This is a genomic window from Limnohabitans sp. T6-20 (genome assembly GCF_003063505.1).
Lineage (GTDB): Bacteria > Pseudomonadota > Gammaproteobacteria > Burkholderiales > Burkholderiaceae_C > Limnohabitans_A.
In genome coordinates, this window is the sequence record NZ_NERW01000003.1 from 539,541 (window position 1) to 565,287 (window position 25,747).

Consider the following 25,747-nt stretch of genomic DNA (forward strand, 5'->3'; position numbering starts at 1 on the left):
GCCCGGTATCCTTCAGCGTTTGAGACACGCAACTGGCCACCCGGCCAGTGACACACTGAAAAGCCCACCATTATACAACGGGAGCCCTGCCTTGCCTCTGATCCGACCCAGCCGCGACGAAGATATCGCCGCCATCACGGCCATTTACCGCCACCATGTGCTCACGGGCACCGGCACTTTCGAGATCGACCCGCCCACTGAGGCCGACATGGCCAGTCGCCGAGCCGATGTGCTGTCCAAAGGACTGCCCTATTTGGTGGTGGAAGATGAGGGCCGCGTGATGGGGTTTGCCTATTGCAACTGGTTCAAACCGCGCCCCGCTTACCGTTTTTCTGCCGAAGACTCCATTTACATGGCCCCCGATGTGCACCGCAAGGGCATGGGCCGGGCCTTGCTGGCCGAGTTGTGCAGCAAAGCCGAGCAAGCCGGTGTGCGCAAGTTTCTGGCGGTCATTGGCGATTCAGCCAATGCGGGATCGATTGGGGTCCACACGTCAGTGGGCTTCAGCCATGTGGGCATCCTCAAGTCATGCGGCTGGAAATTTGACCGCTGGCTGGATGTCGTGATGATGGAAAAGCCTTTGGGCGCTGGCGACAGCACCGCTCCGCAATAATCAGCACCATGAAAAACAAAACACTCGCGACCTGGTTGACTTTTTGGGGCGGCCCTTTGGGCTTGCACCGCTTTTACCTCAAGGGCTTGGGTGACACACTGGGTTGGCTGCTGCCCGTGCCCACCGCACTGGGCATTTACGGTTTTGAGCGCGTCCAGGCGCTGGGTCTGGACGACCAATTGAGCTGGTTGCTGATTCCCTTGCTGGGCTTCACCATCGCCGGCTGCGCCCTCAATGCCATTGTCTATGGCCTGATGCCTGCAGAAAAATGGAATGCCAAATTCAACCCGCAAGCCGCGCCCGATACCTCCGCAGGCCAGACCCAGTGGAGCACCGTGATTGGCATCGCCACGGCCCTGCTGATTGGCACCGCCATCTTGATGTCCAGCTTGGCGTTCAGCTTTCAGCGGTATTTTGAATACCAGATCGAAGAAGCACGACTGATCAGCCAATGAAAAAGCCGCCTGGTTTGAATCAGGCGGCTTGGACGACGAAGTCTCGCCGAGTCAGCTCATTGCGGCCCGTTGGCCATGGTCATTCAAAAACCTGAAAACTGACCCAATAAGCGACAGCAGCCACAAAAGCGCTGGCGGGAATGGTCAAGACCCACGCCCAAATGATGTTGCCTGCAACCCCCCAGCGCACAGCGCTGGCTCGTTGCGTGGAACCCACGCCCACGATGGCACCCGTGATGGTGTGGGTGGTGGAAACAGGGATACCCAGCGTCGTCGCCAGAAACAAGGTCATGGCACCACCGGTCTCAGCACAAAAGCCACCCACCGGTTTGAGTTTGGTGATTTTTTGGCCCATGGTTTTGACAATACGCCAGCCACCGAACATGGTGCCCAGGCCAATGGCCATGTAGCAACTGATCACCGTCCAGGTGGGGGGTGACTTGTCAGCCGTGCTGGCATAGCCCGTGGCGATCAACATCATCCAGATGATGCCGATGGTTTTTTGAGCATCGTTGCCGCCGTGGCCCAAGCTGTAGGCACCAGCAGACACCAACTGCAGACGGCGAAACCATTTGTCGACCTTGGAGGGTCTGGCACGGCGGAAAATGTGGGCAACAGCCACCATCATCAAAGAGCCCAGCAAAAACCCCAGCAATGGCGACACAAAGATGAACGCCACCGTTTTCATGATGCCCGCAGACACCAAGGCACCCGCGCCCGCTTTGGCAATCACCGCACCCACAATGCCGCCAATCAAGGCATGCGAAGAGCTGCTGGGAATACCGTAATACCAGGTGATCACGTTCCAGGTGATGGCGCCTACCAAAGCGCCAAACACCACATGGGTGTCCACGATGCCTGGCTGGACAATGCCCTTGCCCACCGTGGCCGCCACGCTGAGGTGGAAGATGAAGATGGCGACAAAGTTGAAGAAGGCGGCAAATACCACCGCCTGAGCCGGTTTGAGCACGCCCGTGGACACCACGGTCGCAATCGAGTTGGCGGCATCATGAAACCCGTTCATGAAGTCGAAAATGAGCGCCAAGGCGACCAGCAAGATCACCACCCACAAGGCGGCTTGTACGGTTTCCATAGTCGGGCCGTCCGCTTCTAAATCAGGAGTTCTCGAGGACGATGCCCTCGATCTGGTTGGCCACGTCTTCGCACTTGTCGGTGATGGTTTCCAGCAGTTCGTAAATGGCCTTGAGCTTGATGATCTCGCGCACATCGGGCTCGTCGCGGAACAGCTTGCTCATGGCGCTGCGCATGACGCGGTCGGCATCCGACTCCAGGCGGTCGATTTCTTCGCAGGTTTTCAGGGCCGATTCGGCCACCGCAGGCTCGCCGATGCGGGACAAGAGCTTGACCGCGTCCTGCACACGCTCACAGCAACGCACCGACAGGTCGGTCAGGCGCGAAATTTCTTCGGTCATGTGGCGCACGTCGTACAGCGCCATGGTTTCCGCCGAGTCCTGAATCAAGTCAGCCACATCGTCCATCAGGTTGATCAAAGCGTGAATTTGTTCGCGGTCGATCGGTGTGATGAAGGTGGTGTGGATCAGGCGGTTGACTTCCTGGGTCACGCGGTCCGCAGCGTGTTCTGCGTTGTCCACATCGCGGTTGTATTTTTCGCGCAGGTGCAGATCGCTGTAATTGGCCACCAGGTTCGAGAACGCCCGAGCCGCTTCGACAATGCGCTCTGCGTGTTGGTTGAACAATTCGAAGAAGTTGCCTTCTTTGGGCAGCAATTTGCCAAACAGCATGAGAAGCTCCTGATAACGGAAAATGAACGAATGTGATGACTTCGTGACAGCGGCGAGTTTAACCGCTCGGTTTGAGCCAGGGAGCGCAGAAATACTTATGCGCTGCGGAAAATGAAATAAACCGCCCCGACCATGCACAAAGCCGCCCAGAGGTAATCCAGCTTGAACGGCTCTTTCAGGTAAAAGACCGCAAAAGGCACGAAAACGCTCAAAGTGATCACCTCTTGAATGATCTTGAGCTGACCCACGCTGAATTGGGTGTGGCCAATGCGGTTCGCGGGCACCTGAAACATGTATTCCAGCGAAGCAATGCCCCAGCTCACCAAGGCTGCCGCATACCAAGGTGCCGTGGCCATGTTGCGCAGGTGGCCGTACCAAGCAAAGGTCATGAACACATTGCTGGCCAGCAAAAGCAAAATCGTCTGCAAGGAAATCGGCAGGCTGGTGAAAAACGTCATGGCTTGGACTCCGGCACAACATCGATCGCCTGATCTGACACGCGAGCCCGGTCTTCTGCGGTCACTTGACCTGGGCACACATCGGCCAAGGGGTACAGCACAAAAGCCCGTTCGCGCCAACGAGGATGTGGCAGGGTCAAACGTGGGCTGTGCATGGTCGCCTGCCCGTACATCAGCAAATCCAGATCCAGGGTGCGCGGGGCATTGATGTAGGGTCGCTCACGCCCGGCCTGGTTTTCGAGTGTCTGCAGGGCATCCAGCAATTCGGGGGCCGTCAAGCGGGTTTCGATTTGCGCGACCGCATTGATGAAATCAGGGCCCTGGGCTTCAAAAGGTGCGGTGCGGTAAATCCGGGAACGACCCGTGACGCGCGTGCCAGACAGCAATGCCAGCGCGTCAAAAGTCTGCAACACCGTTTGCAGGGCTGGGCCCAAATTGGCCCCCAGCGCCACATAAGCGGTCACGGGGTCTCGCAGCATCGACACCTTGGAACAGGCGCAGGCTTATTCAGCGCTGCCCGAATCTGCACCCGCTTGGTCACCGGCTGTGCCGGGCTTACGACGGCGGCGGCGGCGTTTTTTCGGCGCGCCTTCATCGCCAGATTCTGGCGACGGGTTCACGGGGTGGGGTTCTGCGGGGTCTGCTGCCTGCCGGGGTGCCGCTGCACCCTCTGGCTTGGGCGCACGGCGCACGCGGGGCTTGGCCGCTTGCGAGGCCGCCTGCTCGGCTTTCGCAGCCTGCACCAGGTCTTCGCGCTCCGAGTCGCTGGCCATGCTGAACTCTTGCCACCAGTCGGCCAAGCGCACATCGACCTCTTCGATGTCTGCGCGCAAACGCAAAAAGTCAAAACCAGCCCGAAAGCGCGGCTGCTCAACCAAGCCAAAAGGCGTGCTGCCGACGCGCTTTTCAAAGCGCGGCTGCATCATCCAGATCTCGCGCATGTCGGCCGCCAGCTTGCCGCGACCGGAGACATCGCCAATGCGCGCGTCAAACACCTGATCGATCGCGTCCTGCAAAGCCGGGTGTGGGTGTTCTTTGCGTGCCAAGCGCTTGGCCCATCCCTCGCGCACATCGGCCCACAGCACGCAGGCCAGCAAAAAGCTCGGGGCAACGGGCTTGCCCTCGCCCACGCGGCGGTCGGTGTCGGCCAAGGCCACTTGCACAAAAGCACTTTCCGCCCGCTCCACCACCACATCCAGCAAGGGGTAAATGCCGGTGGCCAGACCCAGCTTTTTCAGCTGCGCAATGGACGCCAGGGCATGTCCGGTTTGCAAGAGCTTGAGCATCTCGTCAAACAAGCGGCTTTGCGGCACATCGGCCAACAAGGTGGCGGACTGGGTCAGGGGTTTGGCGGTTTTGGCTTCGAGCTTGAAGCCCAAAGGGCTGAGCTTGGCCGCAAAACGCACCGCACGGATGATGCGCACCGGGTCTTCGCGGTAGCGCGCCACCGGGTCACCGATCATGCGCAAGACGCGCTTCTTGGCATCCGGAATACCCCCGTGGTAATCCACCACGATCTGCGACTCGGGGTCGTAGTACATGGCATTGACTGTGAAATCGCGGCGGGTGGCGTCTTCGTCTTGTGGACCCCAGACGTTGTCGCGCAGCACACGACCACTGGAGTCGACAGCGTGGTGCATGCCTTCGAGTTGGCGTTTGCTGGTGCGCTCATTGCCTTTGACCTGTTCGGCCGCAGCATTGTCCAAGTGGGCGCGAAAAGTCGAGACTTCGATCACTTCGTTGTCGCGGCCTCGGCCGTACACCACGTGCACGATGCGAAAGCGGCGACCGATGATGAAGGCGCGGCGAAACAGGCCCTTGACCTGCTCGGGCGTGGCGTCGGTGGCCACATCAAAGTCTTTGGGGCGCAGGCCCAGCAGCAGGTCGCGCACCGCGCCGCCCACAATGTAGGCCTCAAAGCCGGCTTGCTGCAGGGTGCGCGTCACATTGATGGCGCGTTCGTCCACCAGATGGGGGTCGATGCCGTGCACCGATGCAGGCACTTCTGTGCGGCGGCCAAAGTGGGGCTTGTTGCTTTTGGGCGCTTTGCCCATCAGCTTGTCGATGAATTGTTTGATCATTCTTGAAAGAGTTCGAGGATGCGCCAGCCACGCTCTGTGGCCAGTTGACGCAACCGAGCGTCAGGGTTCGTTGCCACCGGATGGTGGGCTTTTTCCAGAAGCGGCAGGTCGTTCATGGAGTCCGAGTAGAACGTCATCTCTACATCGCCCCAGTCCAGGCCCTGTTGGGTCAGCCACTGGGCAACACGGGTGACTTTACCTTCTCTGAATGAGGGGGTTCCCTTGATCTCGCCGGTGATCCAGCCCGTGGCATCGCGCTCAAGCTCCACCGCAATCAGCTCGTTCACCCCGAAAGCCTGGGCAATCGGGCGGGTCACAAACTCGTTGGTGGCCGTCACGATCATGACTGTGTCCCCTGCGTGCTGGTGCGATCGTACCAGCGCCAGCGCCTCGGGCGTGATGCGCGGACGGATGACGTCGTCCATGTAGCGAGCATGGGCGTGGGCCGCCTCTGTCGCGCCGCGTTCGCGCGCGGCACGGGTGGCAAAGCGCACGTAATCGTGAATATCGAGCGTGCCCGCTTGGTAGTGGGCATAAAACTCGTCGTTGCGCTGGCTGAACACAGCGGGATCGTTCCAGCCCATCTCGGTCGTGAAAACACCCCAGGTGTGGTCGGAGTCCAGTGGCAAAAGCGTGTGGTCCAGGTCAAACAACGCGAGTTTCATTCGTTCTCCAGCATGGCGCGCACCAAGGGAATGGTCAGGGCGCGCTGCGTTTGCAAGGCGTATTGGTCCAGGTTGTCGAGCAATTGCATCAAGCTGCCCAGATCACGCGAAAAGCGGTTCAGCATGTAAGACATGACTTCATCGCTCAAAAACAGGCCACGGGCGTCGGCCTCCTGGCGCAACACGGCACGGCGTTCGGGCTCGTCTAGCACCTGCAGGGCGTCAATGTGGCCCCAGCCCAGGCGCGAGCGCAAATCGTCGCGCAGTTTCAGATCAGCAGGCGGCAAGGCACCTGCGGCCAGCACCCAACGCGGCAAGCCTGTGCGAGGTGTCAAGGCGTTCACAAACCAGTTGAAGGCCGTGTGTTGCTGCTCGGAGTTGTACAGGTGCACATCGTCCATCAGCACCGCACTCCACTCGTCATTGAATTCGGGCGGGTTCAGCGTGTGCGCGTCGAGCCAGCCGACTTGGGCCCCCTGCTCTTTCAACGCATGGTGAACCGCGTGCAACAAATGGGTTTTGCCCGAACCGCTCTCGCCCCAGAGGTAACTGGGCACAGGTGAACGGCTGCTGGAGGCGGTCCACAAGCGCAAATGCGCCACGGCCGCCACATTGGGTCCGGCGAAAAAATTGTCCAGCGTGGGCGTTGAGGCCAGGCCGATGTCCAAAGCCAGTTGCTTCATGCCGGGTCAGGCCCCTGCCCGGCATCGTCCGCACCACTTTTTTGGTACAGGTCACTTTGCAAATAACGCAGACGCAGGCGGCGCAGGGCCACCAGCAAAACAGCGCTGGCGGGCAAAGCGATCAACACGCCCACAAAGCCCAGCACTTGGCCAAACGCCATCAAGGCCAAAATGACAGACAAGGGGTGCAAGCCAATGCGCTCACCCACCAAGCGGGGCGTGAGCACAAAACTCTCTATCAATTGGCCCAGGCCAAACACCACGGCCACCATGACCACCGCTTGGGCCGATGCAAATTGCAGCAGGCCTGCCAGCAAAGCCAAAACCAAGCCCAAACCAAAACCCAGATAAGGCACAAACACGGCCAAGCCGGTGAACACGCCAATCGGCAAGGCCAAGTCCAGTCCAAACAGCTTCAGGCCCACTGCGTAAAACACCGCCAAAGCCAGCATGACCAGCAACTGCCCACGCAGGTACTCACCCAACACCTGATCGCTTTCCTGCATGAAACCGTCAAAAGTCCCGCGCCAAGCGGGTGGCACCAACTCGATCACACCGTTCACCATCCGCGTCCAGTCGTGCAGCAAATAAAACAAGGCCACGGGCACCAGCACCACATAACCCATCAAAGCCAAGGCCGCGCTGCCACCCATCTTGAGCGACGACATGAGCGGAGCCCACCAGTCTTCACGGTTGGCACTCAGGTAAGCCACCAACTGGGTTTTCAAATCGCGCAAATCAAGCGACAGGTTCATGCCCAACTGGTTCAACAAGGGGTTGATGGCGTCGCCCAAACGGTCCAACAGCAAAGGCAATTGCTGCTGGAGCAAAGGCCACTCCCTCACCAAAATCGGCACCAGAAGCAACAAGATGCCCAGCAGCGCCAGAATGGCCAAAACCTCGACCAGCAGCACGGCCAGGGCGCGCGGCAAACGCACACCGGCCAAACTTTCCAATCGAAGCACCAAGGGGTGCAAGACATAAGCCATGACCGCCGCGACCACAAAGGGTGCCAACACCGGGGCCAACAGCCAAAAAACCAAGGCAGCGACCAAGGCCACACCCAACCAAGCGGCCAGACGGGTCATTAAAAATGGGAGGGGTGCTTGCACGTGGGTCTCGTCTTTTGCGGCGGGTTGTCCAAACTGGTCAGGGTCAACCCTTAAAATAGACTCTGATTTTAGTCTGCCAGCCCGTTTATTGGCCTCTCGTTCCCCATTTACCTGCCCCTTTCGGGCCAAAACCATGAGTCAAACTCCACTTTCCTACAAAGACGCCGGTGTCGACATCGTTGCAGGCGACGCCTTGGTCGAGCGCATCAAGCCTTTGGCCAAGAAAACCATGCGCGAAGGTGTGCTGGCGGGCATCGGCGGTTTTGGTGCCCTGTTTGAAGTGCCCAAGCGCTACAAAGAGCCTGTGCTGGTGAGTGGCACCGACGGCGTGGGCACCAAGCTCAAGCTGGCTTTTGAATGGAACATGCACGACACGGTGGGCATCGACCTGGTGGCCATGAGCGTGAACGACGTGTTGGTGCAAGGTGCTGAGCCTTTGTTCTTCCTCGACTACTTTGCCTGCGGCAAGCTCGATGTGGACACCGCAGCGGCCGTGGTCGGCGGCATTGCCAAAGGTTGCGAGCTGTCAGGCTGCGCCCTGATCGGTGGCGAAACCGCCGAGATGCCCGGCATGTACCCTGCGGGAGAATACGACCTGGCCGGTTTTGCGGTCGGCGCGGTCGAAAAATCCAAGATCCTCACCGGGCAGAACGTCCAGGCGGGCGATGTGGTGCTGGGCCTGGCCTCGAGCGGCGTGCACTCCAACGGTTTCAGCCTGGTGCGCAAGTGCATCGAGCGCGCAGGCTCAGAAGCCCCCGCTACGCTGGACGGCAAGCCCTTCAAACAAGCCCTGATGGAACCCACCCGCTTGTATGTGCTGAACGTGTTGGCTGCGCTGGCGGCACACCCCATCAAGGCGCTGGCCCACATCACGGGTGGCGGCTTGCTGGAAAACATCCCGCGCGTCTTGCCCGACGGCCTGGCCGCTCACCTGCAAAAAGGCAGCTGGCCCCAGACCGAGCTGTTTGCCTGGTTGCAAAAAACCGCCGGCATCGACGACATCGAGATGAACCGCACCTTCAACAACGGCATCGGCATGGTGGTGGTGATTGACGCGGCCGAAGCCGAGGCCTGCGCCCAAACCCTGCGTGCAGCAGGTGAGCAAGTTCACGTCATCGGCAAGATCGCACCCCAAGGCAGCGGCGCTCAGGTCGTGGTCGCCTGAGGCCAACAAAAGTCAGGTGCTTGAGAGTTCGCTGATGCGATCTCTCAGCGCATCCTGATCGGGCGCCAAGGGCTCGGCCTGCAAATACATTTGCAAATCCTGCAAGGCCTCGTGCTTGCGCCCCAACTCCGCCAACACCAAACCACGGTCGCGGCGTTCAGACCACACCTCGGGCAAAAGCACCACCAGTCTGTCGAGCACGCTCAACATGCGTGGCCAATCTTCTTGTGACCGGAAGACTTCTTTGAGGTTGCGCAGCATGCGGGCCAGCAAATCACGCGGTGGGCAGGGCTGCAAATACAAACCCAAAGGCGTTTCGCCATCGTCCAGATCAGCGCCAGACACCACATCCGATGCATCGCGATAAGGCCCCAAGCGTTCAGCCAGGTTGTCGACACCCAAAGACTCCCCCGTCAACGGGTCGAGCACCACCAAACCACCCTGCAAGGTGATCTTCACCAGAAAGTGGCCCGGAAATGAAATGCCCTGCGCATGCAGACCCAAACCTTGGGCCAAATCCAGCCAGATCACGGCCAGAGAAATCGGAAGTCCCCGCCGGGTGCGCAACACTTCATTCAGGTAACTGTTTTCCGGGGCGTAGTAATTGTTGGCATTGACGCCAAAACCCATTTCTTTGTAAAAAACCTGGGTCAGGATGGCCAGGCGGGTCAGATCGTCGGCATCCGCAGGCAAGCGGGCTTTGACCTTTTTGAACAAGCGCGCCACATCGTCAAGCACCAGCTGCACATCCAGATCGGGCTCTTCGTCTTGTGCCAAGCTGGCTGCGGCTTCCAGCAAAGGGAAATGCGCATCGCTTTGCACCAAACTGGCAAAGTAATCCAGGGGCGAGGGGGTGGCGAAGTTCAAATTCATGAAGAAATCAGCCCCTTCAACGCTTCAAGAAGGCCTTGAGCCGCAAGCCAGTGGCCCACAAAACACCAAAATACAGCACGGCAGACGCAAGCATCACCAGGACCATCCAGCCGATGCGCTGCCAGGCATCCTGTCGCATGGCCACCCAAGGCAAGGCGTGGGCGGCAAACCAGAGCAAGCCTGCAAGCAAGCCCGAGGCCAACATGACCTGAAACACAAAGCGCAGCCAACCCGGCTGGGGCTTGTAACTGCCTCGGCGCAGCAGGCCCACCAGCAACCAGCCCGCATTGACCAGCGCCCCCAGACCAATCGAAAGCGCCAACCCCGCATGCGCCAGATAGGGCACCAAAAGCACGTTGAACACTTGCGTGAGCACAAGTACCACCACCGCAATCCGCACGGGCGTGCGGATGTCCTGGCTGGCGTAATAGCCGGGTGCCAGCACCTTGATGGCCACCAGCCCGAGCAAGCCCACGCCATAGCCGGTCAAGGCCAAGGTGGTTTGCTGTACATCCCGGTCGGTGAAGGCACCGTAGTGGTACAGCACCGACACCAGCGGCTGCGAAAACACCAACAAAGCCGCGGCACAGGGCACGGTCAACAACAGCACCAGACGCAAACCCCAATCGAGCATGGCGGCGTAGCGCTCGCTGTCACCTGTGGCTTTGGCTGCGGCCAATTGGGGCATGAGCACGACACCCAACGCCACACCCAGCATGGCGGTCGGAAACTCCATCAAGCGATCGGCATAGGTGAGCCAGCTGACGCTGCCCGGCGCGAGGTGAGAAGCGATCTGGGTGTTGATGAGCAGAGAAATTTGCGCCACGCCAACGCCCAGCAAGGCAGGTGCCATGAGGCGCAGGATGTTGCGGGTGGCCGGGTTGGTCCAGGCTTTTTTAACAGCGGCGGGTCCCAGTCCCAGACGGGGCAACAAACCCAGACGATGCAGCGCCGGAATTTGCACGGCCAGCTGCAGGAAACCGCCCACCATGACGCCAACGGGCAGTGCATAAATGGCTTCAAACCCTTGACGAGCCAGCCAAGGTGACAAAAACCAGGCGGCGGCAATCACGCTCACGTTGAGCAAAACCGGTGTAGCCGCTGGCACAGCAAAACGACGCCATGTGTTCAAGACCCCAGCCGACAACGCCACCATGGACATGAAGGCAATGTACGGAAACATCCAGCGCGTCATGTGGACCGCCGAAGCGTAGCCTCGGGCATCTTGCTGCAAACCACTGGCCAAAGCCCATACCAACCAGGGCGAAGCCAACACGCCCAAAATGGACACCACCAGCACAGACCAGGCCAAAGCGGTGGCCACGCTGTCGATCACTTCTTTGGTGGCTTCATCACCGCGCTGGGCGCGGTTGGCCGCCAAAACCGGGACAAAAGCCTGGCTGAAGGCCCCTTCCGCGAACAAGCGCCGAAACAAGTTGGGGATGCGAAAGGCCACATTGAAGGCGTCGGTCAAGGCACTGGCGCCAAAAGCCGAGGCAATGAGCAGCTCGCGCACCAAGCCCGTGACCCGGGAGGCCAAGGTGAAAAACGACACGACAGAAGCAGAACGTAAGAGGCTCACAGAGGGCGAGTGTAGCTGTCCTGAGCTTGGCAACGGTCCGCCGGGGAGATAAATCGCAGGGGAAAGATCGCACATCTGCTAGAATGCCGGGTTCGCTGGACATCATCCTCAGACACTGAAAGAACTTATATATGGCATCCGCTAAACCCAAAAAGAAAAACCCCCGTCTTGCTTCCGGCCGTAAACGCGTCCGCCAAGACGTCAAAATCAACGCCGCAAACTCTTCGCTGCGCTCCAAATACCGCACTGCTGTGAAAAACGTCGAAAAAGCCGTTGCAGCTGGCGACAAGACCAAAGCCACAGAGTTGTTTGCCAAAATGCAAACCGTGGTGGACATCATTGCCGACAAGGGCATCTTCCACAAGAACAAGGCTGCTCGTGACAAGAGCCGCCTGAGCGCCAAAGTCAAGACTTTGGCCCTCGCCGCAGCCTGATCCGCTCCAACAGATCAACAGCCCGGCGAGGCTCTGTCCTCGCTGCCGTTTGAAACGGGTGCGCTGTCCGCGAAAACTAAACCGCCTTTGGGCGGTTTTTTTATGGGCGCAGAGTCCGCCGGGGGCAGGGTATGGGCTGGCTCCTCATGATTCGCTTCGCTCATAAAATCGTCACCCACCCATACCCTGCCCCCGGCTCTGTGGACTCACAATCAAAAAACCGCCCGAAGGCGGTTTGGTTTCTTGGGGGTTATTTTTGGGCGGGTGGGTCCGGTAGCAAACAGGCCTCAGCCACTTGCAAGTGGTTGTCGCGGGCAAAGTTCATCACGAAGTCCCATGCCATCACGTCGTAATCGCGCAAATCATGGTGGACCACCACGCATTTCACGTTACCCATGGTCGTAGGAATGCACCAAGGGGAATAGCTCAGGTGGCTGCCCGGAATGGCCCCGCCAGGACGGAACTGGCTCATCACGCCTGCCAAGCGCTCAGCCCAATCGCTGGGTCTGAATGTCTTTCCGTCCTCGGTGATGCCCTGGATGAAGACTTCTTTGGCAGTGTTGGAGACCATCGGATAGAGGGGTTAGTCAAGGGAGCACAGAGTGCGGGATCGCCGCCTTCTGGTTTACCCGGGTATTGTATCTTATATAAGACTTAAAACACGTTTGTCACTTGGCGGCACACACTGGACACCCGCCAAATGGGCCCGGTATTTCTGCCTCTAAAATCTGGTTTCAGCGGCCCTCTTCGTTGGGCCGATTTTTATTTCAGGAGTTCACGCATGTCCGCTTTCATTGAAGCCGCCTCACCGCACACCATGAACACCTATGGCCGACTGCCGATCGCACTCAGCCATGGTCAGGGTTGCCGAGTTTGGGACGTCAATGGCAAGTCCTACCTGGACGGACTGGCCGGTATTGCGGTGAACACCTTGGGTCACAACCACCCAGAGCTGGTGCCTGCACTGCAAGACCAGCTGGGCAAGATGATCCACAGCTGCAACTACTTCCATGTGCCCAACGCCGAAGTGCTGGCGGCCAAGCTGGTCGAGTTGTCGGGCATGACCAATGTGTTTTTTTGCTGCACGGGCCTTGAGGCCAACGAAGCGGCCATCAAGCTGGCGCGCAAGTTCGGTCACGACAAAGGCATCGAGAAGCCCGAGATCGTGGTTTATGAAAAAGCCTTCCATGGCCGCAGCATTGCCACCCTGAGCGCCACAGCGAATGAAAAGCTCAAAACCGGCTTTGGCCCCATGCTTGAAGGCTTTGTGCGCGTGCCGGTCAACGACATCGAAGCCCTGAAAAAAGCCACACAAGGCAACCCCAATGTGGTGGCCGTGTTCATGGAAACCATCCAGGGCGAAGGCGGCGTCAACCCGATGCGCATTGAATACCTCAAGCAAGTGCGCGCCCTGTGTGACCAGAACGACTGGCTCATGATGATCGACGAAGTGCAGTGCGGCATGGGTCGCACCGGCAAGTGGTTTGCCCACCAGTGGGCAGGCATCGTGCCTGATGTGATGCCGCTGGCCAAGGGCCTGGGCTCGGGCGTGCCGATCGGCGCGGTGGTGGCTGGCCCCAAGGCCGCCAACATCTTTCAGCCCGGCAACCACGGCACCACCTTTGGCGGCAACCCGTTGGCCATGCGCGCCGGGGTCGAAACCATCCGCATCATGGAAAAAGACGGCCTGATGGCCAACGCGGCGCGGGTCGGCGACCATTTGCGCGGTGCCCTTGAAAAGACCCTTGCTGGCGTTCAAGGCGTTAAGGAAATCCGTGGCCAGGGCCTGATGTTGGGTGTGGAACTCGACCGCCCCTGCGGCGCCATCTGGAGCCGCGCTGCCGAAGCCGGGCTGCTGCTGAGCGTGACCGCCGACAGCGTGATCCGCCTGGTACCTCCACTCATCATGACCGAGGCCGAAGCCGACGAAGTGGTCGCCATTTTGGTGCCCCTGATCAAGACCTTTTTGACGGAGTCTGCATGAGCCTCTCCAAACCCGTACCCGTGCGGCATTACCTGCAATTCACTGACCTGAGCGCCGACGAATACGCGCACCTGTTCGCCCGTGCCGCCGAGATCAAGCGCAAGTTCAAGGCCTACGAAAAATACCACCCACTGGCCGACCGCACGCTGGCCATGATTTTCGAAAAAGCCAGCACCCGCACCCGCGTGAGCTTTGAGGCGGGCATGTACCAGCTGGGCGGCTCGGTGGTGCACCTGACCACAGGCGACAGCCAGCTGGGCCGCTCCGAGCCCATCGAAGACAGCGCCCGCGTGATCAGCCGCATGACCGACATCGTCATGATCCGCACCTATGGCCAGGACAAAATCGAGCGCTTTGCCGCGCACTCGCGCGTGCCCGTCATCAACGGACTGACCAACGAGTTTCACCCCTGCCAGATTCTGGCCGACCTGTTCACCCTGCTGGAGCACCGGGGCCTAGACGCCCAGGGCAAGCCTGACCCGTCTTACCTGAAGGGCAAAGTGGTGGCCTGGGTCGGTGACGGCAACAACATGGCCAACACCTGGCTGCAGGCGGCCGAGTTGCTGGGCTTCACGGTGCACCTGAGCACGCCGAGCGGCTACGAAGTGGACCAGGCCGTGGCCGGTTTGCGCAGCGCCGACTGCTACAAAATCTTCCAAAACCCACAAGACGCCTGCCGAGGTGCCGACCTGGTCACCACCGACGTGTGGACCAGCATGGGCTACGAGGCCGAAAACGAAGCCCGTAAAAAAGCTTTTGCCGACTGGTGCGTGGACGAAGCCATGATGCAAGTCGCCAAGCCCGACGCCCTGTTCATGCACTGCCTGCCCGCCCACCGAGGCGAAGAAGTCAGCGCCGAAGTCATCGACGGCCCGCAATCGGTCGTGTGGGACGAAGCCGAAAACCGCATGCATGTGCAAAAGGCGCTCATGGAGTTTTTGCTGTTGGGTCAGGTGACTTGATCGCAAATGAATATGGAACTGATCGAAGGGCTTCTCCCGCAATGGCAGTTCAGTGAACGACACACCTTGGTGCTGGATGGTGTGACGCCCGTTCACGCTTACGCCAGCATCATTCCAGGCCTCAGCACGCAAGCCCCACTGGTTAACCAAGCGATTGCGCTTCGCGAAGTGCCTGGTCGCTTATTGCGTGCGCTAGGCTTGTCAAGGAACGGCCTGCCTTCACAAGCTTTTGGCGTTCACAGTTTTGCACTATTGGGTCAAGTGCCCAACAAGGAAATCGCCTTTGGTCTGGCTGGTCGCTTCTGGCAGCTGGATTACGGACTTCGCCCTGTCGCCAACGCACAAGCGTTTGCCGCCATGATCGACCAACCGAGGCTGGTGCTCAATGTCTGCGTGGAACCCTTGGGCGATCACAGCTGCCGTTTGGTGACACACACCCGCGTGCACTGCCCCGACGAGGCACAGCGCCGCCGCTTCGCGCCCTATTGGTACGTCATCCGTCCGGTCAGTGGCCTGATCCGCCAGCGTATGCTGAGGCGCATCGCCAAGCTTGCCCTCGCCACATCGCCATGAGCCAATGCACCAGCTGCGGTGCCTGCTGCGTGAGCTTCCGGGTGGACTTTTCCGTGTACGAATACGAAGAAGGCGGCGGCGATGTGCCTGCGGGCTTGGCCTCGCCCATCACCGAACACACCTGCCGCATGCGCGGCACCGACCACAGCCCGCCGCGCTGCGCCGCGCTGTATGGCAAGACCGGTGAAAAAGCCGTTTGCGGCATCTACGAATGGCGGCCCTCACCTTGCCGCGAGTTTGAAGAAGGCAGCCCTGCCTGCGAACAAGCACGCCGCCGACAAGGCCTGCCTGCACTCGGCCCCCATTTCGACCCCTGAAGGGTTGGAGGTATTCGCGAGCAGGGGCTCGCTCCCACGAAAACCCCAGGCCATCTCCACCGTAGGAGGCTGCCCCTGCGGCCGAATGGGATTCAGGCTGTAGCGTGTGAATGGGCTACAAGTCTTTTTTGGCAGGTGTTGGAAATAACCGACACCACGGTTTTTTCTCAAGTGCTACCTTCGCACACCATGAAAAAACTTTGGGACATTTCTCCGCCCGTCAATGCGCAAAGCCCGGTCTTCCCCGGCGACACGCTCTACACCCAACAGTGGGCTGCCACGCTGTCTGACGCGTGCCCCGTCAACGTGAGCGCGATCACTTTGTCGCCGCATGTGGGCGCGCACGCCGATGCGCCACTGCATTACGACCCGCAAGGCGCGACCGTGGGCGCTTTGGACCTGCTGCCCTTTCTGGGCCACTGCCGCGTCATCCACGCGCTCAACGCCAGCCCACTGATCACCCTCGCGCATTTGCAACACGCGCTGACCGATCTGCCCCCACGCGTGCTGGTGCGCACCTACCGCCAGTTTCCGCTCGCACACTTCGACACCCAGCTCACCGGCTTTGACCCCGCCTGCGTCCAGAACCTGGCCAACCTCGGCGTGCAGCTGATCGGCACCGACAGCGCCAGCATCGACCCAACCGACAGCAAGCAACTGCCCAGCCACCAAGTCATCCGCCAGCGCGGCCTGCGCGTGCTGGAAAACCTGCTGCTCGACGACGTGCCCGAAGGCGATTACGAACTGATCGCCCTGCCTCTCAAACTCATGACCGCCGACGCCAGCCCCGTGCGGGCGGTCTTGCGCGAACTTTAAAAGCCTACTGAAAGACCGCCCCATGATGAACCTCACCCCCACCTTGCAAGACTGCGAACTGCTGGACGCGCAAGACCCGCTGCGGCCCCTGCGCGACCAGTTCGATTTGCCACCCGGCGTGATTTACCTGGACGGCAACTCGCTGGGCGTGCTGCCCAAAACCGCCCTCGCTCGCTTGGCCCATGCCGTCACGCACGAATGGGGAACCGATCTGATCAAAAGCTGGAACACCGCGGGCTGGTTCAGCCTACCCCAGCGCGTGGGTGACAAGATCGCCCGCGTCATTGGCGCGCAAGCAGGCGAAGTGATCGCGGCCGACAGCACCTCGATCAACCTGTTCAAAGTGCTGGCCGCAGCGCTGCACATCGCCAAGGCCGACCACCCGCATAAAACCAAAATCGTCAGCGAGCGCAGCAACTTCCCCACCGACCTTTACATCGCAGAGGCCTTGTGCAAAGAGCGTGGCTTCACCTTGCAATTGGTGGAAGCGCAAGACATTTCCGCCGCGCTGCAGGCCGATGTGGCGGTGCTGATGCTCACGCATGTGAACTACCGCACCGGGGCCATGCACGACATGCAAGCGGTGACGGCACAAGCCCATGCGCAAGGCATACTCACCGTATGGGACCTGGCGCACAGCGCGGGTGCTGTGCCGGTCGACCTGAACGGCTCGGGCGCCGACTTTGCGGTGGGCTGCGGCTACAAGTACCTCAATGGCGGCCCTGGCGCACCGGCATTTGTGTGGGTGCACCCACAACACACCGACCGATTTTGGCAACCGCTGGCCGGTTGGTGGGGCCACGCCGCGCCGTTTGCCTTCACCCCGGATTACCAACCCGCCAAAGGCATCACGCGCTACCAGTGCGGCACGCAACCCATCTTGAGCCTCACGGCGCTCGACTGCGGGCTTGACGCCTTTTTGGCCGCTGAAGCACTGGGCGGCATGACCGCACTGCGCCAAAAGTCCCTGGCACTCACCGGCTTGTTCATGCAGCTGGTGCGCACGCGCCTGCACGGCCACGGCTTTGGCATCGCCACCCCGGCGCAAGAAGCCCTGCGCGGTTCGCAAGTGAGCCTGACCCGCGCAGAAGGCGCTTACGCCATCGTGCAAGCCTTGATCGCACGCGGCGTGATTGGCGATTTCCGTGCAGGCGATGGCGGCCAGCACGCCGACATCCTGCGCTTTGGCTTCACGCCGCTTTATGTGGGCTATGCCGACGTGTGGCAGGCCGCTGAACACCTGTGCCAAGTCATGGAAAGCGGCGAATGGCAAGACGCCCACTTTGCGCAAAAGAACGCCGTGACTTGAGAGACCTGTCATGAGTTCTTGCCCTTTCTCATCCACCGCCCACACGGCCAGCGCCAGCACAGCGCAAGGCGAACGCATCGTGCAAGAAGAAAAAGCCCAGCTCGACTTTGACGGTCGCATGAGCTACGGCGACTACCTGCAGCTCGATGCCATCCTGAACGCCCAAAAACCGCTCTCGCCCGACCACAACGAGATGCTGTTCATCGTGCAGCACCAAACGAGCGAGTTGTGGATGAAGCTGATGCTGCACGAGCTGCAAGCGGCCATCCACAACATCGCGGCCGACGAACTGCCCGATGCCTTCAAAAAACTGGCCCGCGTCAGCAAGATCATGGAGCAGCTCGTCCACGCCTGGGACGTGCTGGCCACCATGACACCGCCCGAGTACAGCGCGATCCGCCCCTACTTGGCGCAGTCGAGCGGTTTTCAGAGCTGGCAGTACCGCTGCATCGAATTTTCGATGGGCAACAAAAACGCCGCCATGCTGCAACCGCATGCGCACCGGCCCGACCTGTCGGCCACTGTGCAGACCGCCTACGAAGCGCCATCGCTTTATGACGAATGCCTGCGCCTCTTGAAGCGGCGTGGACTGGATGTGCCGAGCACCCACACCGAGCGCGACTGGCGACAACCCTACCCCGCCAGCGAGGCGGTGGAAAACGCCTGGCTCGTGGTCTACCGCGACCCGAAGCAGCACTGGGACCTGTACCAACTGGGCGAGGAGCTGACCGATCTGGAAGATGCTTTTCGCTTGTGGCGCTTTAGGCATGTCACCACGGTGGAGCGGGTGATTGGTTTCAAGCGCGGCACGGGTGGCACCGGTGGCGTGAGCTACCTGCGCAAGATGCTGGACACCGTGCTGTTCCCCGAAATCTGGACGCTGCGCACGCAACTGTGACCGCCAGAGCGCAGCGAGGGTGACCTCCCACAAGGGCCACTCATGTCTGTGGGAGCCCCACCCTCGGGGCAATGGCTTGTGGTCTGCACGGCTTTTCGCGACGAGGGCGTCGCTCATACAGGGACAAGTCACTCCTGCACGTCAAGCTCTTGCGCAAGACCGTTAACATCTTGCACCAGCTACATTCCCGGGAGACTCCGTGCAACTGAACATCAACGGCCAAAGCCGCACATCCACCGCCGACCCGAGCATGCCCCTGCTATGGGTGCTGCGCGATGAATTGAACCTCACGGGCACCAAATTCGGCTGCGGCATCGCCGCTTGCGGGGCCTGCACAGTCCATGTCGACGGCCAGCCCGTGCGCTCTTGCGTGATGCCAGTATCGGCGGTGGCCAATCAAGCCATCAAGACCATCGAATCTTTGGGCACGACAGAAAAACCGCACCCCTTGCAAACCGCATGGATCGCAGAGCAAGTGCCGCAATGCGGTTACTGCCAAAGCGGCATGCTGATGGCCGCCGCCGCCCTGCTCGAAAAAAACCCCAACCCCAGCGACGCCGACATTGACGCCGCCATGACCAACCTGTGCCGCTGCGGCACTTACCAGCGCGTGCGCGCCGCCATCCACCGCGCTGCTGCGCAAATGAAGAAAGGCGGTGCCGCATGAAACGCCGCACCTGGTTACTCAGCGCGCTCGGCGCGACCGGCGCATTGGTCGTCGGATGGGGCGTCATGCCCGCCCGCTCGCGACTGGGCTCACCCGAACTCATGCTCAAAACCCAAGGCGATGTCGCCCTGAACGGCTGGATCAAGATCGCTGCCGACGGCGCCGTGGTGCTGGCCATGCCTCGCAGCGAAATGGGCCAAGGCGTGCACACGGCGCTGGCCATGCTGGTGGCCGAAGAACTCGATGTGCCATTGAGCCGTGTGCGTCTGGAGCAAGCCGGTGGCGACAGCATTTACGGCAACGTGGCCATGCTGGTCGCCAGCCTGCCCTTTCACCCGCTGGACAGCGAAGGCGAGCACAAACCCACCAAGATCAAGATGGGCGAATGGCTGGTGGGCAAAGTCGCCCGCGAACTGGGCCTCAACGCCACTGGCGGCTCGTCTTCGATTGCCGACTTGTGGGACCCTTTGCGCATGGCCGCTGCCACGGCGCGAGCCAGCTTGTTGCAAGCCGCTGCTTCGGCTTGGAAAGCACCCGCCAGCGAAATCACGGTGGCGCATGGCGTGATGCAACACGCGTCGGGAAAATCGGCGCACTACGGCCAGATGGTGGCCGCTGCTTCGGGCAGCACGCCCTCGGGCATCCAAACCAAATCGCGCCAGAAGTGGCAACTCATCGGTCAAGCCGCGCCGCGCACCGACATCCCGTCCAAAGTCACAGGCCAAGCCACGTTCGGCTTGGACGTGCGTCTGCCTGGCATGCTGTTTGCCGCTGTGCAAATGTGTCCCATGCTGAGCGGCAGCGCTGCGTCCATGGACACGAAAGACGCCTTGGCGTTGAAAGGCGTTTCCAAAGTTGTGCCGCTCGACGCCTGGGGCGGCGGCACTGCAGGCTTGGCCGTGGTGGGACAAACCACCTGGCACGCACGCCAAGGCGTGCAGGCCGTCAAAGTGCAGTGGCAGGCCCCTGCCAAGGGCGCAGTGGACACCCAGCGCATCCAGGCCAACTTGCTCAAGGCCTTGAACGAAGAAAGTGGCTTCACTTTCCACGAACAAGGCGTGCCCACCCAAACCGAAAAAGCTGCAGCCACCCGCATTGATGCGCTCTACCAAGCGCCTTATCTGGCCCACGCCACGATGGAGCCGATGAACTGCACGGCGCAAGTCAAAGACGGCAAGGTCGAGATCTGGGTGCCCACGCAAGTGCCGCAAATGGCCCGCGACATGGCCGCCAAAGTGGCCAAGGTCGACAAAGACCAAGTTACTGTCCACGTCACCCAATTGGGTGGTGGTTTTGGTCGTCGCCTGGAAGTGGACTTCATCGGCCAAGCGGTGCAAGTGGCCATGGCCTGCGAGGGTCAACCGGTGCAGCTGAGCTGGTCGCGCGAAGAAGACATGAAGCACGACTTTTACCGCCCCATGCACCTGGCCAAGTTCCAGGCCTCGCTGGACGAGAAAGGCGAAGTCAGCAGCTTGCGCATCAAGTCGGCCGGTGACGCCATCACCCCGCGCTGGATGGCGCGTGCAGCGCCCCACCTGTCGGGCCCCATCGACATGCCCGACAAAACCGCATCCGAAGGCCTGTTCGATTTGCCCTACGGTTTTGCCAGCCAGCACATGAGCCATGTGGCCACGAAGTCCAGCGTGCCCGTGGGCTTTTGGCGCTCTGTCGGCCATTCGCACAACGCCTTCTTTTCGGAAAGCTTCATCGACGAGCTGGCTGCGGCCACGAAACAAGACCCGCTGGCCTTCCGCTTGAAGCTGTTGAAAGACGCACCGCGCTACGCCGCCGTGCTGCAGCTGGCGGCCGACAAAGCGGCTTGGAGCACGCCCCTGCCTGCTGGCCGTGCGCGGGGCATCGCGCTGCACGAATCGTTTGGCTCCATCGTGGCGCAAGTGGCCGAGGTCTCGCTGACCGAAGGCCAAATCCGCGTGCACCGCGTGGTGTGTGCCATCGACTGCGGCACCGTGGTCAACCCCGGCACCGTGGCCCAGCAAATGGAAAGCAGCGTGGTCTACGGTTTGAGTGCCGCGCTTTACGGCCGCATCGACATCGTGGGCGGCGTGGTGCAACAAGGCAACTTCCCCACCTACCCCATGGTCTCGCTCAGCCAAGCCCCGGTGGTGGAAACCCACATCGTGCCCAGCACCCGTCACCCCGCAGGTGTGGGCGAACCGGCGGTGCCACCGCTGGCACCGGCCGTAGGCAACGCGCTGTTTGCCCTCACCGGCAAGCGGCAGCGGGCTTTGCCGCTGACCGCCTGAGCTCAGCCGCCTCGCAGGGCCTTGAGGATTTTTTGGCCGCCACGGCCATTCGCCTCATGGCCCAGGCGCTGCTGCTCGGCCCGGATCGCCTGGCGGGATGCGTCACCCAACATGCCGTCGATGGGGCCGATGTCGTGGCCGCGCATCGTCAGCAAGCCTTGCAACTCGCGCCGCTCGGCGCGTGACAGACCCGCGTCGTCGGTCGGCCAGGGTGTGACTAATGGGTCACCGCCGCGCAGGCGGTCGCTCAGGTGGGCAATCGCCAGACCGTAGCTTTCGGCGGCGTTGTAGCTGTAGAGCGCGTCAAAATTGCGCGTCACCAAAAACGCCGGGCCGTTGGCACCGGCCAGCGTCAGCAAGCCCACGTTGCCCAAACTTTCTGGCAAGGCAGCGCCATCTATGCGGCGCACGCCACGGGCGGTCCATTCAGACACCGGGCGCTTGCTGCTGCGGCCTTCTCCAGCCAAAGAGATGCCTGCTGGCAACTTGACCTCGATGCCCCAGGGCAGGCCGCGCTGCCAGCCTGCACGGGCCAAAAAGTTCGCGGTCGAGCCCAGCGCGTCCACGCTGCTGTCCATCAGGTCAGCGCGGCCGTCGCCATCAAAGTCCACCGCCAAGCGTTCAAAGGTGGTGGGCATGAACTGGGTGTGGCCAAAGGCCCCTGCCCACGAGCCCACCAAGCGCTCGGGTGCGATGTGCCCGGCTTGCAAAATGCGCAGCGCCGCAAAAAACTCGCCTCTGAAATAGCTTTGCCGCCGCCCGTGGCACGACAAGGTGCCCAGCGCCTGCACCAGCGGGTATTTGCCAAAGGTCTGGCCAAAATTGCTCTCCACGCCCCACACTGCCACCACCGTGGCCGGGTCCACGCCAAAGCGCTCTTCGGCACGCGCCAGCGCTGGGCGGTGCTGGGCCAAACGCGCCGCGCCATCGGCCACGCGTTCTTCGTCCACCAGGGCCGACATGTAGTCCCAAATAGCAGTGCGAAATTCGGGCTGAAAGTTCAGCTTCTCGATCACGCTGAAGTCGGCTTGCAGGCCTGCCGTGTGGCGAACCCAAGTGGCATCGCTGACGCGACCTGTGCGCGCTGCCGGGCGCAGCTCGGCCATGCAAGCCGACAAATCGGTGCTTTGTGCCATGGCGGTCGGTGCCGCCAAAACCAGGGCCATGCAGGCAGCGGCCCAGCGCCCAGTCACGCTTGGCGGATTCGTACGGGTGTCCCGACCTGCGGCCAGCGCAGCGACGACCAGCGGCGGTGATGATAGATGTTTGAACATGACCCATTTCCCTGAAGTGTTGAACCGGTGTGTCCGCGTGCGGGCCACAGCAACTAAGCAGGCGAATGTACAGGGGATGGCGAGCCATATAGCCAAGGCACATCCATCACCCGCTCGCCCATCAGTCGCATCGACAGGTTGCGACCCCAGGCCACGGGACCGGTGGCGTGAAAGATGCGGCCGTTGCGCATCGCCCGCGCCTGCACCCTGGCATTGCGCGCCCAGCGTTGCTCGGCATAAGCCTGCAATCGCTCGGCCACGCTGCCGGCCTCTGCACTGAGGCACAGCCCCAGCACCTGTGCATCTTCGATCGCCATACCCGCACCTTGGGCCAGATACGGCCGCATCGGGTGCGCCGCATCGCCCAGCAATGCCACGCGGCCTTGCGCCATTTCGTGGGTACCGGCCATGGGCGCACGGTCGTGCAGCGCCCACTGCCGCCAGGCGGGCACAGCAACCAATCGTTCGTGCAAATCCGCGCCCACCGCGCCCATGGCCTGCATCAGCGACTGGGTATGCCCAGCGCTGTCCCAAGCCTCGGCCTGCGCGGGTTTTTCGCCATGCACGATGGCAATCAGGTTGAGCCATTGCCCGCCGCGCACCGGGTAATGCACCACATGCAGGCGCGGCCCCATCCAGACGGTGACTTCATCCGAGCGCAAATGCGTGGGCAAATCGGCCTGCGCCACCAGCGCCCGGTATGCCAAATGCCCGGTGAAGCGGGCCGGTGCATCGCCCAGCAACTGCTGGCGCACCGCACTCCACACGCCATCGGCACCGATCAACGCATCGGCCATCAACGGGGGTACCGTTGCGGCGCCCTCCCCCCGAGGTTGGGCTGCACCAGCGGCCACCTCTTGTGCTGTGGTCACGGCCAGACCCTCAGCGGTCTCGCGCCAGCCTTGCACGGTTTGGCTCAAACGCACATCCACGCCCGCCGCCTGAACCGCTGTGTGCAGCATGGCTTGCAAATCAGCGCGGTGGATGGTGGCGTAGGGCGCGCCATACAGCGCCTGCGCCCGCTCACCCAGGCGCAAACTGCCCAGCACCTGCCCGGTGCGGGCGTCGCGCGCCTGCAAGCGTTTGGGGAATGCCGCCACCTGCGCCAGCGCGTCGCCCAGGCCCCAGGCCTGCAAAATGCGCGTCACGTTAGGGCCGATCTGGATGCCCGCGCCCACCTCGCTCAGCTGCGCGGCCCGCTCCAGCAATTGCACCGGCACGCCTTGCCGGGCACAAGCCAAGGCCGCAGCCAGGCCGCCGATGCCACCACCGGCAACCACCACTTGTTGAAGCCCCGCTGGGGCCATGTTTCTTGTCATGCGTCAATTGTGCCCCGCCCGAGATGCATCCAAAAAATTGGACAATTGAAGGCTATGACGACGATCAAATCTCCTGAACTTTTATTGCCCGCCGGGTCCCTGGACAAAATGCGCGCCGCCTACGATTTCGGCGCTGACGCGATTTATGCGGGCCAGCCGCGCTACAGCTTGCGGGCACGCAACAACGAATTCAAGCTCGAACAGATCGGCATCGGCATTGCCGAAGCCCACGCCCGGGGCAAGAAGTTTTTTGTCACCAGCAACCTGCTGCCGCACAACGACAAAGTGCGCACTTACCTGCGCGACATCGAGCCGGTGATTGCCATGAAGCCCGACGCCCTGATCATGGCCGACCCGGGCCTGATCATGATGGTGCGCGAGAAGTGGCCCGAGATGCCCATTCACCTCTCGGTGCAGGCCAACACCGTCAACTGGGCGGCCGTGAAGTTTTGGCAAAAAATGGGCGTGGCCCGCATCATCTTGTCACGCGAACTGAGCCTGGACGAAGTCGAGAAAATCCGCCAGGAATGCCCGGACATGGAGCTGGAAGTGTTTGTGCACGGCGCACTGTGCATTGCCTACTCGGGCCGCTGCCTGCTGTCGGGCTACTTCAACCGCCGCGACCCCAACCAAGGCACCTGCACCAACGCCTGCCGCTGGAGCTACGGCACGCAAGAGGCCACCGACGAGACCGATTCGGGCGAGGTCAAGCCCACCCGCATGGACGGCGACTTCAGCTTTGAGCAAGAGCAAGAAGCCGCAGAGAAAAACTTCTCGGCCTGCGGCGACGGCCAGCGCCACCCCGCCGCCGACAAGGTCTACCTGATCGAAGAAGCCGGCCGCCCCGGTGCGCTCATGCCCATCATGGAAGACGAGCACGGCACCTACATCATGAACAGCAAGGACCTGCGGGCGGTGGAGCTGATCGAGCGCCTGGTCAAAATCGGCGTGGACTCGCTCAAGATCGAAGGCCGCACCAAGAGCCTGTATTACGTCAGCCGCACCGCGCAGGTGTACCGCCGCGCCATTGACGACGCGGTGGCGGGCCGCCCCTTCAACCCCGAGCTGATCAGCGAACTCGACGGCCTGGCCTCACGCGGCTACACCTCGGGCTTTCTGGAGCGTCGCCCCGCGCAGGACTACCAAAACTACGAAACCGGCCACTCGGTGGGCCACCGCAGCCAGTTCGTGGGCGAAGTTCGCTCGGTGCAGGACGGCTGGGTTGAAGTTGAAACCAAAAACAAGTTCTCGGTGGGCGACACGATCGAGATCATCCACCCCAGCGGCAACCGCAAGGTGCAGCTCAGCGCCATGAAAAACGGCAAAGGCGAAGCCATCGACGTGGCCCCCGGCAGCCCGCTCAAAGTGTGGATTCCCCTCGACGGCCCGGCCGAAGGTGCGCTGATTGCGCGGATGTTCTGAAGAACGGAAGCCTGCGATCATGAAAACCATGGGTTGACCCCCGTCAACCCAGCGCAAC

27 protein-coding genes are annotated in these 25,747 nt (G+C 61.4%); 14 read left to right on the forward strand and 13 right to left on the reverse strand.

All coding sequences use genetic code 11. The annotated features are described in order from the left end of the window. Window positions 1-91 precede the first annotated feature (91 nt). Both B9Z33_RS13270 and B9Z33_RS13275 read left to right on the forward strand, forming a co-directional pair. Window positions 92-613: a GNAT family N-acetyltransferase gene (locus B9Z33_RS13270; RefSeq protein ID WP_108287494.1), complete on the forward strand. Its 522-nt coding sequence runs from the start codon at window positions 92-94 to the stop codon at window positions 611-613. An 8-nt stretch (window positions 614-621) separates the two neighbouring features. Continuing rightward, window positions 622-1,068 carry a hypothetical protein gene (locus B9Z33_RS13275; RefSeq protein WP_108287495.1) on the forward strand — a complete coding sequence of 149 codons (447 nt, stop codon included), beginning with the start codon at window positions 622-624 and terminating at the stop codon, window positions 1,066-1,068. 79 nt (window positions 1,069-1,147) lie between these two features. Here the strand turns inward: B9Z33_RS13275 and B9Z33_RS13280 are convergent, their stop codons facing one another. The 8 genes from B9Z33_RS13280 to B9Z33_RS13315 form a co-directional block, all read right to left on the reverse strand. Continuing rightward, window positions 1,148-2,161: an inorganic phosphate transporter gene (locus B9Z33_RS13280; RefSeq protein ID WP_108287496.1), complete on the reverse strand. Its 1,014-nt coding sequence runs from the start codon at window positions 2,159-2,161 to the stop codon at window positions 1,148-1,150. Window positions 2,162-2,183: 22 nt separating this feature from the next. Beyond that, on the reverse strand, window positions 2,184-2,831 hold the full coding sequence (locus tag B9Z33_RS13285) for a DUF47 domain-containing protein (protein WP_108287497.1): 648 nt from the start codon (window positions 2,829-2,831) through the stop codon (window positions 2,184-2,186). Window positions 2,832-2,926: 95 nt separating this feature from the next. Then, the gene (locus B9Z33_RS13290; RefSeq protein ID WP_108287498.1) at window positions 2,927-3,289 is read right to left on the reverse strand and encodes a DMT family protein; all 363 of its coding nucleotides are present in this window, start codon (window positions 3,287-3,289) and stop codon (window positions 2,927-2,929) included. Beyond that, window positions 3,286-3,768, reverse strand: coding sequence for a 2-amino-4-hydroxy-6-hydroxymethyldihydropteridine diphosphokinase (gene folK, locus B9Z33_RS13295; RefSeq protein WP_369916748.1), 483 nt, complete (start codon window positions 3,766-3,768; stop codon window positions 3,286-3,288). The genes B9Z33_RS13290 and folK overlap by 4 nt, the downstream gene beginning before the upstream one ends. Window positions 3,769-3,792: 24 nt before the next feature. Then, entirely contained in the window at window positions 3,793-5,370 is a 1,578-nt protein-coding gene (pcnB, locus tag B9Z33_RS13300; protein WP_108287499.1) for a polynucleotide adenylyltransferase PcnB, read from the reverse strand. Continuing rightward, window positions 5,367-6,035 (reverse strand): HAD family phosphatase, encoded by a 669-nt coding sequence (locus tag B9Z33_RS13305; protein WP_108287500.1) that lies wholly within the window; start codon window positions 6,033-6,035, stop codon window positions 5,367-5,369. The genes pcnB and B9Z33_RS13305 overlap by 4 nt, the downstream gene beginning before the upstream one ends. Beyond that, complete coding sequence (gene hda / locus B9Z33_RS13310; RefSeq protein ID WP_108287501.1) at window positions 6,032-6,718, reverse strand: DnaA regulatory inactivator Hda; 687 nt, start codon at window positions 6,716-6,718, stop codon at window positions 6,032-6,034. Before hda ends, B9Z33_RS13305 begins: the two co-directional genes overlap by 4 nt. Continuing rightward, a complete protein-coding gene (locus tag B9Z33_RS13315) occupies window positions 6,715-7,806 on the reverse strand; it encodes an AI-2E family transporter (protein ID WP_108287502.1) in 1,092 nt (363 codons plus the stop codon). Before B9Z33_RS13315 ends, hda begins: the two co-directional genes overlap by 4 nt. Before the next feature lie 157 nt (window positions 7,807-7,963). On the opposite strand from B9Z33_RS13315, the gene purM reads away from it, so the two are divergent. Further along, a complete protein-coding gene (gene purM, locus B9Z33_RS13320) occupies window positions 7,964-8,995 on the forward strand; it encodes a phosphoribosylformylglycinamidine cyclo-ligase (protein ID WP_108287503.1) in 1,032 nt (343 codons plus the stop codon). A 12-nt stretch (window positions 8,996-9,007) separates the two neighbouring features. On the opposite strand, the gene B9Z33_RS13325 is transcribed toward purM, so the two are convergent. Together B9Z33_RS13325 and murJ are read right to left on the reverse strand one after the other, a co-directional pair. Beyond that, window positions 9,008-9,868, reverse strand: a complete 861-nt coding sequence (locus B9Z33_RS13325) for a SirB1 family protein (protein WP_108287504.1) — start codon at window positions 9,866-9,868, stop codon at window positions 9,008-9,010. A 16-nt stretch (window positions 9,869-9,884) separates the two neighbouring features. Continuing rightward, complete coding sequence (murJ, locus tag B9Z33_RS13330) at window positions 9,885-11,450, reverse strand: murein biosynthesis integral membrane protein MurJ (protein ID WP_108287505.1); 1,566 nt, start codon at window positions 11,448-11,450, stop codon at window positions 9,885-9,887. Window positions 11,451-11,581: 131 nt separating this feature from the next. On the opposite strand from murJ, the gene rpsT reads away from it, so the two are divergent. After that, window positions 11,582-11,884 (forward strand): 30S ribosomal protein S20, encoded by a 303-nt coding sequence (rpsT, locus tag B9Z33_RS13335; RefSeq protein ID WP_019430397.1) that lies wholly within the window; start codon window positions 11,582-11,584, stop codon window positions 11,882-11,884. Window positions 11,885-12,134: 250 nt separating this feature from the next. Here the strand turns inward: rpsT and B9Z33_RS13340 are convergent, their stop codons facing one another. Then, entirely contained in the window at window positions 12,135-12,455 is a 321-nt protein-coding gene (locus B9Z33_RS13340) for a DUF3579 domain-containing protein (protein ID WP_108287506.1), read from the reverse strand. Window positions 12,456-12,665: 210 nt separating this feature from the next. Here B9Z33_RS13340 and B9Z33_RS13345 point away from each other — a divergent pair, with 210 nt between their 5' ends. From B9Z33_RS13345 to B9Z33_RS13385, 9 genes are all read left to right on the forward strand, one after another. Then, window positions 12,666-13,868: an aspartate aminotransferase family protein gene (locus tag B9Z33_RS13345; protein ID WP_108287507.1), complete on the forward strand. Its 1,203-nt coding sequence runs from the start codon at window positions 12,666-12,668 to the stop codon at window positions 13,866-13,868. After that, window positions 13,865-14,830, forward strand: coding sequence for an ornithine carbamoyltransferase (gene argF / locus B9Z33_RS13350; protein WP_108287508.1), 966 nt, complete (start codon window positions 13,865-13,867; stop codon window positions 14,828-14,830). Before B9Z33_RS13345 ends, argF begins: the two co-directional genes overlap by 4 nt. A gap of 12 nt (window positions 14,831-14,842) precedes the next feature. Next, on the forward strand, window positions 14,843-15,403 hold the full coding sequence (locus B9Z33_RS13355; protein ID WP_108287509.1) for a hypothetical protein: 561 nt from the start codon (window positions 14,843-14,845) through the stop codon (window positions 15,401-15,403). Then, on the forward strand, window positions 15,400-15,720 hold the full coding sequence (locus B9Z33_RS13360; protein WP_199220353.1) for a YkgJ family cysteine cluster protein: 321 nt from the start codon (window positions 15,400-15,402) through the stop codon (window positions 15,718-15,720). The genes B9Z33_RS13355 and B9Z33_RS13360 overlap by 4 nt, the downstream gene beginning before the upstream one ends. 189 nt (window positions 15,721-15,909) lie before the next feature. Further along, window positions 15,910-16,536 (forward strand): arylformamidase, encoded by a 627-nt coding sequence (kynB, locus tag B9Z33_RS13365; RefSeq protein ID WP_108287510.1) that lies wholly within the window; start codon window positions 15,910-15,912, stop codon window positions 16,534-16,536. A gap of 22 nt (window positions 16,537-16,558) precedes the next feature. Beyond that, window positions 16,559-17,845 carry a kynureninase gene (gene kynU, locus B9Z33_RS13370; RefSeq protein WP_199220354.1) on the forward strand — a complete coding sequence of 429 codons (1,287 nt, stop codon included), beginning with the start codon at window positions 16,559-16,561 and terminating at the stop codon, window positions 17,843-17,845. A 10-nt stretch (window positions 17,846-17,855) separates the two neighbouring features. Next, on the forward strand, window positions 17,856-18,743 hold the full coding sequence (gene kynA / locus B9Z33_RS13375; RefSeq protein ID WP_108287511.1) for a tryptophan 2,3-dioxygenase: 888 nt from the start codon (window positions 17,856-17,858) through the stop codon (window positions 18,741-18,743). A gap of 199 nt (window positions 18,744-18,942) precedes the next feature. Then, window positions 18,943-19,410, forward strand: a complete 468-nt coding sequence (locus B9Z33_RS13380) for a (2Fe-2S)-binding protein (RefSeq protein ID WP_108287512.1) — start codon at window positions 18,943-18,945, stop codon at window positions 19,408-19,410. Continuing rightward, window positions 19,407-21,674: a xanthine dehydrogenase family protein molybdopterin-binding subunit gene (locus tag B9Z33_RS13385; protein WP_108287513.1), complete on the forward strand. Its 2,268-nt coding sequence runs from the start codon at window positions 19,407-19,409 to the stop codon at window positions 21,672-21,674. The genes B9Z33_RS13380 and B9Z33_RS13385 overlap by 4 nt, the downstream gene beginning before the upstream one ends. Before the next feature lie 2 nt (window positions 21,675-21,676). On the opposite strand, the gene B9Z33_RS13390 is transcribed toward B9Z33_RS13385, so the two are convergent. Next, the gene (locus B9Z33_RS13390) at window positions 21,677-22,840 is read right to left on the reverse strand and encodes a lytic murein transglycosylase (RefSeq protein ID WP_108287514.1); all 1,164 of its coding nucleotides are present in this window, start codon (window positions 22,838-22,840) and stop codon (window positions 21,677-21,679) included. A gap of 161 nt (window positions 22,841-23,001) precedes the next feature. Then, complete coding sequence (locus B9Z33_RS13395; protein WP_108287515.1) at window positions 23,002-24,255, reverse strand: FAD-dependent monooxygenase; 1,254 nt, start codon at window positions 24,253-24,255, stop codon at window positions 23,002-23,004. Between the two features lie 66 nt (window positions 24,256-24,321). Here B9Z33_RS13395 and yegQ point away from each other — a divergent pair, with 66 nt between their 5' ends. Continuing rightward, entirely contained in the window at window positions 24,322-25,689 is a 1,368-nt protein-coding gene (gene yegQ, locus B9Z33_RS13400) for a tRNA 5-hydroxyuridine modification protein YegQ (protein ID WP_108287516.1), read from the forward strand. Window positions 25,690-25,747 lie beyond the last annotated feature (58 nt).